Here is a 14,606-nt window from a genome sequence, read left to right as displayed (position 1 = left end):
CTATTCAACGCACCTTCCCGTTTCTTGCGTAATCCACGGGAAAACGACTGTTCGACCCTCAAGGTCGCTTGCTCGAATGGTGAGCCCGCATATGTAGTACGGGAAGAAACTTCCGTAGGAGCCGACACGGGCAAGTTTGCGATACACGTCAGGCAACATCTGCAAGGTGCCGTCGATTCGATCCTTATCTCCAGCGATATTCGCGGCGAGGCGATTCAACTCTGCGATGTCAGCTGTCAGGGGTTCCCGCGCGGAGCCGAGAAGATCTGTTAGCGAGGCAGTTCCCTTGTCCAGTGCTTCGATAGCGATGCCGATAGGGTCTCGATCCTGACTAAGCCCGCGAACAAGGTGCTCCAACCGATCGACCGTTTCCGAAAACTCGTCCCCTTCCTGAGACAGGACGCTCAACGAATCTTGCAGCTGATCGATGAGCTGCTGGACCACCTGATTGTTGTCGGCGATAGCGTTGGTGAATGAGGATGACTTGGAGAACAGGGATTCGAGCGTTCCGCCCTGCCCCTGCAAGATCTGCACGATCGACGACGTCAAGGCATTGACTTCGCGAGCGTCGAGGCCTTGTATCACTGGCTTCAAGCCACCGAGGAGCAAGTCGAGGCTGAGAGCAGGAGCCGTCCGATCGAGGGGGATTCGTGCGCCCGGCGCAAGGCGGTCCGGGGCCGTCTCGTCAACCACCAATTCTAGGTAGCGGTCGCCGATCAAATTCAGATACTTGATCTCGGCACGGGTATCCGCGCTCAGCGCTACGGAGCGGTCCGCGTCGAAAGTCACGAGAACCGTGCCGCTTTCGTCGAGTGTTACGTCTTCGACAGTGCCGACCCTAATGCCGGCAACCCGAACTGAATCACCTGCATCCAATCGGGAGGCGTTGGCGAACATCGCTGAATAAGAACTCGTCGAACCAGCTCTCGACTCAGCGAAAATGAGGAACAGAAAGGTCATACACAGCGACATGACCACACCGAAGACGGTCACCTTGATGAAGGTTGCGGTGGTGCGCCTCATCCCGGCATGCCAATCTGGGACGTGTTTCGCGGCGGACCTGGGATTGGTCCGAACAGCCATTGCTTCAGCGCGTCAGAATTCAAGAGAATTCCCTGGTTTCCGTACTTCGTAGGATTGGAACCCACATCGCCGATGATGATCGGCGGACGATCTCCTGGTTTGATTTCGGGCAGGCCGAGTTCTGCGCAGTATGACCGGCCCTTGGCGGCGACTTTTGGCAGGTCTTGTGGATAGCGATAGCGTTCAGTGCCAAGAGTAAGTCCCGCCGCAATCATCGCACCCGGTACCGGCGAAGGCGTCATGTTGGCGAACGGTATTAGCCCTTTCAGGGAGCAGCCGAGCCCCTCGTGATACTTGCTGAGCACTTCGGTAGTGGGGATGAGCAGCTGAAGGAGGCCTGCGAGTGCGTCGCGGTTGCCGCCGATAACCGCATTGCCCTCATCAGCAAGACCGATTGCGCTGACCAAGAACTTGTCCAGGTGCTGCTGCTGGTCGGTGATCGTCCGGCTGATCTGGCTGGTGTTGTCGATGGCGTTCATCAAATCGGGCGCAGCGTCGGCATATGCGGTCAACATGGGGACCGATGCATCAATGTCGTGGCTAAGGTTCGGCAGGCTCGGCTCGAGCACGCCAAGCAGCTCGTTCAGTTCGGACAACGACTGGCCGACCTTTTCCCCGTTGCCGTTGAGCGCCGAAGCGACGGCGCCGAGGATTTGGTTGAGCTTGGCCGGATCGATTCCGTCGAGGACGTCAGTCAGACGTTCGAAAACGGTATTCGCCTCTACCATCACGTGCTTGCCTTGGACGACCTGTCCCGCATGCAGTCTCTCGACCGATGGATCAGAAGGGATCCGCAGCTGCACAGCTTTTGAACCGAACAGGGTTGGCGAGGCGATGTCAACCTCTGTGTTAGCCGGTATGAACTGTAGCTGAGATGGGTCCATGGATAGGTGGATCGCTGCCATACCATCTGGTCGCGCCTCGATCGAACGTACCGTACCTACCTGTATGTCCCGCAGTTTGACCTTGGCATCGGGGTTCATTACCAACCCAGCGCGGTCTGAAATAACCGTTACTGGAACGGTTTTAGTGAGGCTGCCGTTGAATAGCGCTGCGGCCAGTACTACTATTCCAGCGATCACCAGCACGAAAGTGGCGCCGGCGAGCGGGCGGAACAGTCCGGGCGAGAGAGATCTGTGCTTCCGCGCGCTCGTTGCGGGGTTAGGCTGCTTGGCTGTTGCGGATCGGCGGGCAGGCCCGTTGGTCTCTTTGGTCAACTGCGGACCCGCCGGATGCGCCACACTTCCGCTGGCCGGCTACTGCGTACTGGATCCGAGGCTCTACCGAACGTACCTCTCGTATGGACACCGGGAGCATCAGCTCCACCTAGGACCGGTGGCGACTGTGTGCAACGGTCCGATATCGGAATCGGCCGGGCAACCCGATTGCGGTCCATCCCCCGGCGGCGACCCGTGGCACTCGATTGCCCGAGTAGACCAGACACCCGGTCACCCCCTACTCGAAGCGATGTTCGGCTCTTGGCATCAGGAGTGGGCCACTCCATCAGCTCGTAACCTAATCCTTGTTTTCTAACTTATCAAGATGCGACCAGAGATTTGTCCGCGTCGTGGTGACGACTCGCGCGGCTGACCAGGCAATCACTTTCCAGCCGGGGCGCCCGGTTCGGGAATGGGAAGAAGGTCGGCCGGCGGGCCTCTGGTGCTCGGCCATGCTGCCCGCCGAAGGCGGGTTCACGCTTCAGCTTTCATACATGCCAGGCGCGAGCAGCTGGGAGGAGGGTTGGCCGCGGAGGCGGCGACTGGCACCCGGTAAGACGACGCGACCAAGTGCGTTTCGGCGGCCGCTGGGGCCATCAGATGTGGAACGCCCCGCGCGAGAGCATGGCGGATAGGCCCCAGCACGTCGCGGCGAGTGAATTGACCCGGCGTTCGGCGCCTTTGTCGATGGTGGAACGCGCCCCGGCGCCCTCGTTCACATAAGCGCCTTCGATCAAGCAGAAGCGCCGTGCCCCGAATAGGTACGGCAGTGTGGCATCACAGTCCGCTGAACAGGCGGAGGTCTCCGTTGTGATGAAGATCTGACATTCCATAAACACCGGGATCCAACTTCAACACAAGAGGAATTGCGTTGACCGCGGCGCTGGCGCCTAGAAGATTTGCGCCTAACGCTGCACCGCTCGTCGGGAATCCCCTTGTTTGCGAGGGTGAGTCGCGCCGGCCCATCAGGTCGATATCGACCTTCAGAGATAGCGACCCTTCAATCTCGATCCGGTAGCAGCCTTTCGACCCACTGCGTGGCGCAGGCCAATCTGAAGCCGAATCGTAGTCGAAACGTGTGACGAACCACGTCTCGACGACTGGGCGGCCCTTGGATAGTCCTTCGTAGCATAATTTGTATGCACCCACTGATCCGGGCTCAATAACAAGGTCTTCCACTTCCACACGGTTTACCGCAGGAGCGAACTCAACACCTGCCAAGCGAATCTCATCGATCTCAGCACCGATTCGGCTGCCCAGGAAGCGAATTGGAGGACTCATGTGTCCGGCCGCATCATGTCCTGCGAGCGCCCCCTCCATGGACTTCGGATCGGGGATAGGTCCGCCGACGCCCATGCCACGTGCAAAATCAGCACCGTAGTACTCGCCGTAGTTCAGCATCTCTGTGATTCGAACGAGGTCGACACGTTCACTACACGCCAGGAACGGCGTCGTCATGAGGTCGTTGATAATCCCTGGGAAGATCCCGGTGGTGAATAATCGTGAATTTCCCTCTGCGCAGGCAGCTTCGATGGGACCACGTAATTCTTCTGGCGCGTATTCTGGGTAGCACATTGGTATCAACGATGTCTGGCACACGTTTTGTCCGGCGCGCAGGATCTTGACGAGCCTCTCGGTGACGGGCTTTGCCGTTCCTGGTTCTGCGCCGAGCAGCATGAACAGATGGCAGTCTGCGCCTAGAGCCAGGATTTCGTCCACCGCGTCTGTTGCTTTAACTCCGACCTTCGGAAGGCCAACAATATCGCCGACGTCTTTGCCGACCTTTTCGGCAGTTGGCGTGTACACACCAACCAACTCGAGGTCTGGGTGTGCAAGCAAGGTGTGTACCGCCTGAGTGCCTAACCATCCGGTGCCCCATTGCACCACCTTGATGGACATTGTCATCACTCCCGTCGTCCCTGCAAGTCCTCACCGAGTTGATGACGACATTCGAGTTCAGCCCTGGATGTGGATAGAAAACCAGAGATTTGTTATCAAAGCAAGGGAAGGCCCGCGCTCCTGTATCCACGCGGTGAAAAGTGCTATGTGGCGTGGTCTACTGCGCGTTCACCCATCGTGAGAGGCCAGCCGCCTACTGGCGATTGGGGGGAATCATGGCACCCGTCCCCAGTCGCCTCAGGGCAGCTGGGCACGCATCCACATCCGGCGGCTGGGCCGGCTGGTTGGCTTGACGCTGTTGGCGACCTGGGCTGGTCAGCTGGAGGCCATGCGCGTCGACGACCTGCCCATCGATTCCGAGGATGCGATCCTCGCCGGGCGGCTCCCCTGGGATCATCGTGACCCCTTCGACCGGATCATCGTTGCTCAGGCGCTGCGCCGCAATCTCACCGTCGCCACCCGGGACACGAAGATCCTCGCCGTGGCGCTGACCCCCACCCTGAAAGCCTGAACCACTCCCCCGTGGCCGTCGACGAAGGCCGTGCGGGCCACGCCCAGCGGACGGCGTGCCGATCGATTCCCGTCAGCCCAGCACGGCCAGCGCCGCCGCGCGGGCGTCCGCCGCGCTGGAAGTCTTCAGCACGGCCTCGGCCGCTTCCCGGCACTGCGCCAGGCTGACCTGCGCGAGCTTGGCGCCCACGTTCTGCACCGCCGCCGCGGCCGCCGACAGTGACGTCACGCCGAGTCCGGTCAGCACACACGCCAACAGCGGGTCGGCGGCAGCCTCACCGCAGACACCGACCGGCTTGCCCACCGCGGCGCCGGCCCGGGCCGTCATCGCCACCAGCTGCACCACCGCCGGCTGCCACGGGTCGGTGAGCGTCGCCAGCTCGGCCGACATCCGGTCCGCGGCCATCGTGTACTGGGCAAGGTCGTTGGTCCCGATCGACAGGAAATCCACGTGCTCGAGGATCTGCTCGGCGAGCAGCGCGGCCGCGGGCACCTCGATCATCACACCGGGGGTCAGCCCGAGCGAACGTGCCTGGGCGGCAAAGCGTTCCGCTTCCTGCGGGGTGGCGATCATCGGCGCCATCACCCACGGCTGGTTGCCGGAGCGCTCGGCGGCCGCGGCGATGCCCTCGAGTTGGTGGGTCAGCAGACCGGGGTTGTTCTCGGCGATGCGGATGCCGCGTACGCCCAGCGCGGGGTTGGCCTCGTCGGGGTGCCCGGCGAATTTGAGGGGCTTGTCCGAGCCGGCGTCGAGCGTGCGGATCACAACCTTGCACCCGGCGAACGCCTCGAGCACCTCGGCGTAGATGTCGGCCTGTTCCTCGACGGTCGGTTCGGTGTCGGTGTTGAGGAAGCACAGTTCGGTGCGGAACAACCCGATGCCCTCGGCCGGGGTCTCCCGAGCGGAGCGGGCCGCGGCGGCGTCCTGGACGTTGGCGAGCACGGCGACCGCGTGCCCGTCGGACGTCGCTCCCGGCCCCGACCAGTTCGCGGCCTGCGCTGCGGCGCGCTCGGCGTCGGCCACGGCCTCGCGGGCCGCCGCCTCGTCCGGGGTCACGGTGACGGTTCCGCGGGTGCCGTCAACGAGCACCATCATCCCCGCGGGGACGTCGTCGAGACCGGCGACGGCGACGACGCAGGGGATGCCCAACTGCCGGGCGATGATCGCGGTGTGGCTGGTGGGGCCGCCGAGAGTGGTGGCCAGCGCGACGACGAGCTTGGGGTCCAGTCCGGCGGTATCGGCGGGCGCCAGGTCCTCGGCGCACAGGATCGACGGCTTGTCGGGCACCGGGACGCCGGGTTCGGGCAGGCCGTTGAGTTCGGCGATCACCCGGTCGCGGATGTCCCGCAGGTCGGTGACCCGTTCGGCCATCAGCCCGCCCATCTTGGTGAACATGTCGACGAACTGGTCGACGGCGCCGACGACCGCGCGCACCGCCGGGGCGCCTTCCTTGATCCGCTTCTCGGTCGCGCCGAGCCAGGCGCGGTCTTGCGCCAGCGTGGCCGTGGCGGCCAGCACCTCGGACGCCACACCGGTGGCGTGCGCGGCGCGCTCCCGCAACCGGGTGGCCACGGCCGACGCTGCGGCGTTGAAGCGCTCCCCCTCGGCCGGCCTCTCCTCTTCCGCGAGGTCCTTGGTGGACTCCCGATCGACGTCGGGCAGCTTGCCGGGACGGATCACCGGTGCGTACTGGACCCCCGTGACGACGGGGACACCCTGGAGCACCGTTCCCGACGCGGCGGAGGGTGATGTAAGCGGAGTAGTCGCAGTCATGTGAACCAGATTACAAGAAAACATTGACAAGTCAACACATTCAAGAGTAAAACCAAATATATCAACATTCAGCAGGGTGAATACCCACACAAACGGAGCCATATGTACCCCGAAGAGCGGCAGCAAGCCATCGCCTCGCTGGTGATGGCGAAGGGCCGCGCGTCCGTCACCGAGCTGGCCCAGGCGTACGACGTCACTACCGAGACGGTGCGGCGCGATCTGGCGGTCCTGGACAAGGCGGGTGTGGTGCGTCGGGTGCACGGCGGCGCGGTCCCGGTGCGGGCGCTGCACCTCGTCGAACCCGGCGTGGGGGAACGCGACGTCACCCGCTCGGAGCACAAGGACGCGATCGCGGCCGCCGCGGCGGAGTTCTTCCCCCTCAGCGGCGCCAGCGTGCTGCTCGACGCCGGCACCACGACCATGCGGATCGCCGGGCGGGTGCCCACGGATCGACCGTTGGTCGTCGTCACCAACTCGGTGCCGGTCGCGGCCCGGTTGGCCACCGTGCCGTCCGTGTCGCTGCAGTTGCTCGGCGGGCGGGTACGCGGGGTCACCCAGGCCGCAGTCGGTGAGCAGACGCTGCGGGTGCTGGACACGCTGCGCGTCGACATCGCGTTCATCGGCACCAACGCCCTCAGCGTGCGCCACGGGCTGTCCACCCCCGACAGCGACGAGGCCGCCGTCAAGAGGGCGATGGTCCAAGCCGCCAACTACGTCGTCGTCGCCGCGGACTCCTCGAAGGTCGGCCGCGAGGACTTCGTCAGCTTCGCCCCCATCACCAGCGTCGACACCCTCATCACCGACCCGGAGATCAGTGCCGCCGACAAGGCGGAGCTGAGCGAGCAGGGTATCGAAGTCATCTGCGCAGGAGGTCAATCGTGATCGTCACCGTCACCCCCAACCCGAGCATCGACCGCACCGTCACGCTGCCGTCGCCGCTGACCCGCGGCGCGGTGCACCGCGTCACGTCGGTCACCAGCCAGGCCGGCGGCAAGGGCGTCAACGTCGCCCGCGCGCTCACCCTCGCCGGCGTCGAGTCGCTCGCCGTGCTGCCCGCCGCCGCCAACGACCCGTTGGTGAGTGCCCTGCAATCCTCCGGGGTGTCCTATCGGATCGTGCCGACCGCCGAGCCGGCCCGCACCAACCTGACCATCACCGAGCAGGACGGCACCACCACCAAGATCAACGAGCCCGGCGCGGCGCTCGACGACGCGGCGGTGCGGGCCCTGACCGATGCGGTGCTCGAGGCGGCCGACGGCGCCGCCTGGGTGGTGATGTCGGGGTCGCTGCCGCCGGGAGTCCCGCACAGCTGGTACGGCGACGTGGTCGCGCTGCTGGCCTCCCGTCCGTGCCGGGTCGCGGTCGACACGTCCGACGCGCCGCTGGCCGCACTGGTCGCCTCGCTGGACCGCGGTGCCCCCGACCTGATCAAGCCGAACGCCGAGGAGCTCGCCGGGGTCCTCGGGTTGTCCGCCCAGGCGTTGGAAGACGCCGTGGAACAGGGTGATCCCGAACCGGTGGTGTCGGCGGCCCGCCAGCTGATCGACCGCGGGATCGGCGCGGTACTGGCCACCCTCGGCGCCGCGGGAGCCGTGCTGGTCGACCAGAACGGCGCCTGGATGGCCACGCCGCCACCGATCGTTCCGCGCAGCACCGTGGGCGCCGGCGACTCGTCGCTGGCGGGATACGTCCGCGCCGACGTCGGTGGCGCTGTGCCACCCCAGCGGCTGCAGATGGCCGTGGCCTACGGCAGCGCCGCGGCCGCACTACCAGGGACCACACTGCCCACCCCCGCCGAGATCGACCTGAATGCGGTTCACGTGTCGCCGATCTCACCGATTCCTGCCAACCAGTGACAACGAAAGACGAGAGTAGTGCCATGACAAGCTCCACCTCTTCCCCACCGATCATCACCGCTGATCTGGTGCTGCTCGACACCGACGTCGAGGGTGACAAGCAAGCGGTGATCGCCAAGCTGGCGGGCAGCCTCGCCGCCGCGGGCCGCACCACCGACGCCGACGGACTCATCGGTGCCGCGATGGCCCGCGAGGAACAGTCCGCGACCGGCCTGCCGGGCGGCATCGCGATCCCGCACTGTCGCTCGCCGTATGTCGACTCCCCGACCATCGGGTTCGCCCGGTTGCGTCCGCCGGTGGACTTCGGCGCTCCCGACGGTCCGGCGGACCTGGCGTTCCTGATCGCGGCGCCCGACGCCGGCGGGCAGGAGCACATGAAGCTGCTGTCCAGCCTGGCAAGGGCACTGGTGCGTAAAGACTTCGTCGAATCGCTGCGCACCGCAGGCACCGCCGCCGAGATCGTCGACCTCGTCGACGGGGTGGTCAAGCCCGCTCCGGCGGCGGCGCCGAGCGCGCCCGCGGCGCCCGCCGAGGAGAAGCCGGCCAAGTCGATCGTCGCGATCACCGCCTGCCCGACCGGGATCGCGCACACCTACATGGCCGCCGACGCGCTGTCCGCGGCGGCCAAGGAGGCCGGTGTCACGCTGGTCGTGGAGACCCAGGGCTCCTCGGGCAGCACCCCGCTGCCGGCCGACACCATCGCCAAGGCCGACGCCGTCATCTTCGCCACCGACGTCGGGGTCAAGGACAAGGGCCGGTTCGCCGGCAAGCCCGTGGTGGCCTCCGGGGTGAAACGCGCGATCAACGAACCAGCCAAGATGGTCGCCGAAGCCCTTGCCGCAGCCGATAATCCGAACGCGCCGCGGGTGGAGGGCTCCGGGTCCGCGGCCGAGGACGCCCCGTCGGGGAATGTCGGCTGGGGCACCAGGACGCGCCAGATCCTGCTGACCGGCGTGAGCTACATGATCCCGTTCGTCGCGGCCGGCGGTCTGCTGATCGCGCTGGGCTTCCTGTTCGCGGGCTACGAGATCGCCGACACCGGCAACGACATCGCGCTGAACAACTCGCTGACCGACCTGCCCCCGGGCGGGTTCGCCCAGTATCTGGGGGCGATCCTGTTCACCCTCGGCGGGTTGGCGTTCGGCTTCCTGGTCCCGGCTCTTGCCGGCTACATCTCGTTCGCGATCGCCGACCGGCCCGGTATCGCACCGGGATTCACCGCCGGTGCGCTGGCGGTGTTCATCGGCGGCGGCTTCATCGGCGGCATCGTCGGCGGTGTGATGGCCGGGTTCGCAGCACTGTGGATCAGCAATATCAAGGTGCCCCAATGGTTCCGCGGCCTCATGCCGGTGGTCATCACCCCACTGTTCGCGTCCCTGTTCGTCGGCCTGATCATGTTCTTCCTGGTCGGCCGGCCGCTGGCCTGGGTCAACACCAGCCTGACCGAATGGCTCAGTGGCCTGTCCGGTACGTCGGCGATCTTCCTGGGGATCATCCTCGGCCTGATGATGTGCTTCGACCTGGGCGGCCCGGTCAACAAGGCGGCCTACGCATTCGCCACCGCCGGATTGGCGGCGGCCACCACCGCGTCGTTCGAGATCATGGCGACCGTGATGGCGGCCGGCATGGTGCCGCCGCTGGCGATGGCGCTGGCCACCACCATCCGGCCCGGGTTGTTCAGTGAGCCGGAGCGGGAGAACGGCCGGGCCGCTTGGCTTCTCGGTGCGACGTTCATCTCCGAAGGCGCCATCCCGTTCGCGGCGGCCGACCCGCTGCGCGTCATCCCGTCGATGATGTTCGGCGGAGCCATCACCGGCGCGCTGTGCATGGCCTTCGGTGCGACGTCACGCGCGCCGCACGGCGGGATCTTCGTACTCTTCGCGATCGACAACAAGTTCGGCTTCATCATCGCGATCCTGGCCGGGATGGTCGCCGGCGCGCTCGCCGTCGTCGCCGCCAAGCAGTTCATCAAACCCGGCGCCAAGCAAGAATCCGAGCTCGTCGCCGCCTGACCAGTTCCATCTCACCAACAACTAAGGAGAATCCATGCCCAGCAAGTCCGTCATCGTCGGCTCGGCCATCGGCCTGCACGCCCGTCCGGCCGCCATCATCGCCGAGGCCGTCGTCAACGCCGGTGTTCCGGTCACGCTGTCGACGGACGGCGGTGAGCCCGTCGACGCCGGTTCGGCCCTGATGATCATGACCCTGGGTGCCGGCAAGGGCGCCGAGGTGACCGTGGAGTCAGAGGACGAGGCCGCGTTGAACGCCGTCGCCGACCTGGTCGAGCAGGACCTCGACGCCTGAGTTTCACCCCCGCTGGAACGGTATTCCATGCGCGGAATCCCGAATGGGTCCCGCGTGGAATACCGTTCCGGCGGTATCTGGCCGGACGATGCGCGATCATCGGAGTACTGCACGAAAACGCGCGGTCTTCAACCTCGCACCCGGAGCCACGATGGAATCTCAGCCTCCCCCGCAGGTTCCGCAGCAGCCGTCCTCGCCGCATGGGGTCCCATCCCCAAGCCATCGGCTGCACTCGCCGTCGGGTGTCGCCTGGGCCACCATCTGCGGCATGCTGATCGCCGGTGGCATCGTGCTCGCGCTCAACTACTGGAAATGGGGCCAGAAGTGGTTCGCTGCGGCGGCCGTTGTCGGGGGATTGCTCACGACGGTGATCCTGGGCCGGCTGGCGTGGGTCGTTCCGGCCGGGGTTCCACCCGTCGTGTTCTTGGTGCCGCAAGTCATGTTCGGCTATTTTGCGGCGCGATGGCTGCAGGGCCGCCGCTTCGATGCGCACCGGGCCGCGGGCGGGACGCGGGTCTCCCCGGGGATCGACGCTCTCATCGGTCTGGGTATTACGACACTTCTGGTCGGCGTCTCCTTGGTCATGCTGTTCGTCTCCGGACTCAACCCCAAGGCCCTGGTCGACTTTCAGGACTCAGTCGACTTCGGCCAGGGTCAGCAGGTCTACTACGCGCAAGGGGCCACCCGCGACGACGCCCAACGCTTCGGCGAGGTCTTGGTCAACGCCGGCTACTTCGACAACTCCGGACCGGCTGAGGTCCTGATCGCGGGTCGAGGCCGCGATCGCGCATTTTCGTTCGTCGACGCCGGCGGTGCGTGGGATGACCCTGCGAACGTGGAATACATGCGGGACCTGGCCGAATACATCGCGCCAGACATCGGCGGGCCACCTGTGACCGTGGTCCTGCTCGACGAGAACCTCGATGAGCAGATCCGCTGCATCTTGGCTGACAACTGGCACTGCTCGCCCTGACCGCTCCCCCCGGAACTGCATTCCATGCGAAAAAGGCCGAGGTGGGGCGCGCGTGGAACGCAGTTCCGGCGCGTGGGGGCCGCAAGAAAGCGGAATGACCCCTCGCGGGGCACCCTTACGATTGCCTGGTGCAATCGGTGAGTACGCTCGACGTGGATTTTGGTGTGGCCCGAAGCGCAGCATCTAGTTTGCTGCGGGCGTTACGGCACACCATTCGCTGGTCGGGTGTTTCGGGGGGTGACGACGCGTGCGCCGGTTAGGTGCGCTGATCTCGGCATTGATCCTGGTGTTGCTGACGGCTCCCCCGGCCGGGGCGATCGAACCCCCGGTCATCGATCCCGCAGCTATCCCGCCAGACGAAACGGGGCCGGACCAGCCGATGGAGCAGCGCCGGATCTGCGCGGCGCCGACCGTGTTCCCGAACTCGAACTTCGCCGACAGGCCGTGGCCCAACGACTACCTCAGGCTGGCCGACGCGCAGAAGTTCGCAACCGGCGCCGGGGTAACTGTGGCGGTCATCGACACCGGTGTGAACGGGTCGCCTCGGGTACCGGCCGAACCCGGTGGTGACTTCGTCGATCAGGCCGGCGACGGGATGTCCGACTGCGACGCCCACGGCACCCTCACCGCGGCTGTCATCGCCGGCCGGCCGGCCCCGACCGATGCCTTCATCGGGGTGGCACCCGATGCCCGGATCTTGTCGCTGAGGCAGACCTCGGACAGTTTCTCGCCGGTGGGCGCCCGTAACGACCCCAACGACCCCAACGCCACGCAGACCGCGGGGTCGCTGCGCAGCCTGGCCCGGGCGATCGTGCACGCCGCGAACATCGGCGCCCAGGTCATCAACATCAGCGAAGCGGCCTGCTACAAGGTGACGCGCCCGATCGATGAAAGGGTCGTCGGCGCCGCGATTCACTACGCCGTCAACGTCAAGAGCACGACCATCGTTGTCGCCGCCGGCAATTCGGGCGGCGACTGCACGCAGAATCCCCCGCCGGACCCGGCCGTGCCCGCCGACCCGCGCGGCTGGCAGGAGGTGCAGACCGTCGTCTCGCCGGCTTGGTACTCGCCGCTGGTGCTGACCGTGGGCAGTATCGCGCCCAACGGCCAGCCCAGCGGCTTCTCCATGCAGGGTCCGTGGGTCGGGGCGGCCGCGCCGGGCGAGAACCTGGTGGCCCTGGGGTATGACGGCAATCCCGTCAACGCGCTGCAGGGGGAGGACGGGCCCATCCCGATCAGCGGCACCTCGTTCGCCGCGGCGTACGTGTCGGGGTTGGCGGCGTTGCTCAAACAGCGCTTCCCTGAACTGACTCCGGCGCAGGTGATCAACCGGATCACCGCGACCGCTCGGCATCCGGGCGGCGGCGTGGACAACGTCGTCGGCGCGGGGGTCATCGATCCGGTCGCCGCGCTGACGTGGGACGTTCCGGCCGGCCCCGCGGATATCCCGTACGCGGTCAAGGAGATCCCGCCGCCGGTGCACATTCCACCGCCCGATCGCGCGCCGATCACCGGGGTCGTCGTAGTCGGCACCAGCCTGGCGGCGATCCTGGGGATCGGGGCGTTGGCCCGACGGGCGCTGAGGCGCCGATGACCAAGTTCCTCGCAGTGTTCGGGTTGCGGTTCAGCACCGGCCATGCGCTATGGGCGGCGGTGCTGATCCCGGCGTGCGTCCTGCTGTTCGCCGAACTCGACATGCTGTGGTTGGGCATCGTCCTGGGTGTCCTTATCGGACTGGCGTCGGTGTTGACGGTGCGCGGCCGCCGGGCCTCCGGGTGGGGCGCCGCGCTGTTCTCCTGGCGTCGGCGGCGTCGGCAGCCGCCGACTCCGCCATCGGCTCCAGCAGTCGGTGCGACCGTGATGCCGGGTGATCATGTCGCGCTGCGCTGGCAGGGCGACCACATGGTGTCGGCGATCGAGTTGGTTCCCCGGCCGTTCACCCCGACGGTGATCGTCAATGGCGAGGCATTCACCGATGACGTCGTCGACACCCAGCTGGTCGAGGATCTGCTGGCCGGCTACTGCCCCGACCTGGAGGCCGACGTGGTGTCGGCGGGATACCGCGTCGGCAAGACCGCACCCGCAGCGTTGGTCGCGCTCTACGAACAGGTCGTCGGGCCTTATCCGGCGCCGGCCAACCGTCGGACTTGGCTGCTGCTGCGCGCAGATCCCGAGGCCACGCGCAAGTCAGCGCTGCGCCGGGACACCGGCGTCTCGGGACTGGCGCAGTATCTGGTGGCGTCCACCACGCGGATCGCAGATCATCTGGCCAGCAACGGTATCGACGCGCGTCCCGCCCGCAGCTTCGACGATTACGACAACGCCACCGAGATCAGCTTCGAACGCGAGAGCTGGTCGATGATCAAGGGCCGCAGCACGTTCACCGCTGCCTATACCGCAGCAGGCGGGCCCGATGTCTGGTGGTCGGCGCGCGCCGACCACACGCTGACACGTGTCCGCATCGTGCCCGGATCGGCACCGACCACCACGGTGCTGTTGACGACGCTGGCCAATCCGTCGACACCGCGCGGATTCTCGTGTCTCTACGGTGGCCAGCGGGCCGCCCTCCTGGGCGAGAGCCCGGTCACCGACCGGCACTACGAGGTGCCCATCGGATCGGCGGGAGTGCTGGTGGGAGAGACCGCCGACCGCTACCCGGTGTACATGCCGTTCGACGACGTCGACGTCAGCATCAACCTGGGCGACGCCCGACTGTTCACCCAGTTCGTGGTGCGCTCTGCCGCGGCGGGAGCGGACATCACCCTGCGACCGCAGTTCCGGGAGTTCGCCGGATACATCAACGCCCGTATCGGCCCGGAGGCCAAAGTCTCCTGGCCGAATTCGACGACCTACCTGGAGCCCCATGCGGGAATCGGTCGAGTCATGCTGCGCAACAACTTCATCGACACTCCGAGGCACAAGCAGCTGCCCATTCGAATGATCAACCCGCGCGAGGAGAGTCGCTACCAGATGGTCCTGGAGAGTTAGCG

12 protein-coding genes are annotated in these 14,606 nt (G+C 66.2%); 8 read left to right on the top strand and 4 right to left on the bottom strand.

Translation table 11 applies throughout. The features are described from left to right. From BEMPMBAN_RS15970 to BEMPMBAN_RS15960, 3 genes are all read right to left on the bottom strand, one after another. Entirely contained in the window at window positions 1-1,023 is a 1,023-nt protein-coding gene (locus tag BEMPMBAN_RS15970; protein ID WP_159231691.1) for an MCE family protein, read from the bottom strand. Further along, window positions 1,020-2,300 (bottom strand): MCE family protein, encoded by a 1,281-nt coding sequence (locus tag BEMPMBAN_RS15965; protein ID WP_234897499.1) that lies wholly within the window; start codon window positions 2,298-2,300, stop codon window positions 1,020-1,022. Before BEMPMBAN_RS15965 ends, BEMPMBAN_RS15970 begins: the two co-directional genes overlap by 4 nt. A 777-nt stretch (window positions 2,301-3,077) precedes the next feature. Continuing rightward, window positions 3,078-4,199: a hypothetical protein gene (locus BEMPMBAN_RS15960; RefSeq protein WP_159231689.1), complete on the bottom strand. Its 1,122-nt coding sequence runs from the start codon at window positions 4,197-4,199 to the stop codon at window positions 3,078-3,080. Between the two features lie 289 nt (window positions 4,200-4,488). Between BEMPMBAN_RS15960 and BEMPMBAN_RS15955 the strand changes: the two genes are divergently transcribed. After that, window positions 4,489-4,710, top strand: coding sequence for a PIN domain-containing protein (locus BEMPMBAN_RS15955; protein WP_234897498.1), 222 nt, complete (start codon window positions 4,489-4,491; stop codon window positions 4,708-4,710). A gap of 72 nt (window positions 4,711-4,782) precedes the next feature. Here BEMPMBAN_RS15955 and ptsP read toward each other — a convergent pair whose 3' ends face one another. Continuing rightward, a complete protein-coding gene (gene ptsP, locus BEMPMBAN_RS15950) occupies window positions 4,783-6,483 on the bottom strand; it encodes a phosphoenolpyruvate--protein phosphotransferase (RefSeq protein WP_200845999.1) in 1,701 nt (566 codons plus the stop codon). 102 nt (window positions 6,484-6,585) lie between these two features. Between ptsP and BEMPMBAN_RS15945 the strand changes: the two genes are divergently transcribed. The 7 genes from BEMPMBAN_RS15945 to eccE all read left to right on the top strand — a co-directional run bounded on the left by BEMPMBAN_RS15945 (window position 6,586) and on the right by eccE (window position 14,604). Beyond that, a complete protein-coding gene (locus BEMPMBAN_RS15945) occupies window positions 6,586-7,365 on the top strand; it encodes a DeoR/GlpR family DNA-binding transcription regulator (RefSeq protein WP_159231685.1) in 780 nt (259 codons plus the stop codon). Further along, a complete protein-coding gene (gene pfkB / locus BEMPMBAN_RS15940) occupies window positions 7,362-8,339 on the top strand; it encodes a 1-phosphofructokinase (RefSeq protein ID WP_159231683.1) in 978 nt (325 codons plus the stop codon). The genes BEMPMBAN_RS15945 and pfkB overlap by 4 nt, the downstream gene beginning before the upstream one ends. A gap of 23 nt (window positions 8,340-8,362) precedes the next feature. Next, complete coding sequence (locus BEMPMBAN_RS15935; protein WP_159231681.1) at window positions 8,363-10,351, top strand: PTS fructose transporter subunit IIABC; 1,989 nt, start codon at window positions 8,363-8,365, stop codon at window positions 10,349-10,351. Between the two features lie 34 nt (window positions 10,352-10,385). Next, entirely contained in the window at window positions 10,386-10,643 is a 258-nt protein-coding gene (locus BEMPMBAN_RS15930; protein ID WP_159231679.1) for an HPr family phosphocarrier protein, read from the top strand. Window positions 10,644-10,911: 268 nt separating this feature from the next. Next, entirely contained in the window at window positions 10,912-11,616 is a 705-nt protein-coding gene (locus BEMPMBAN_RS15925; RefSeq protein ID WP_159231677.1) for a hypothetical protein, read from the top strand. A gap of 247 nt (window positions 11,617-11,863) precedes the next feature. Further along, the gene (gene mycP, locus BEMPMBAN_RS15920; RefSeq protein WP_159231675.1) at window positions 11,864-13,210 is read left to right on the top strand and encodes a type VII secretion-associated serine protease mycosin; all 1,347 of its coding nucleotides are present in this window, start codon (window positions 11,864-11,866) and stop codon (window positions 13,208-13,210) included. Next, entirely contained in the window at window positions 13,207-14,604 is a 1,398-nt protein-coding gene (gene eccE, locus BEMPMBAN_RS15915) for a type VII secretion protein EccE (protein WP_159231673.1), read from the top strand. The genes mycP and eccE overlap by 4 nt, the downstream gene beginning before the upstream one ends. The last annotated feature ends 2 nt before the right edge of the window (window positions 14,605-14,606 follow it).

The organism is Mycolicibacterium austroafricanum (genome assembly GCF_902705885.1).
Lineage (GTDB): Bacteria > Actinomycetota > Actinomycetes > Mycobacteriales > Mycobacteriaceae > Mycobacterium > Mycobacterium vanbaalenii_A.
The sequence above is the reverse complement of the archived record's forward strand: the minus strand, read 5'-3'. Positions and strand labels throughout refer to the sequence as shown.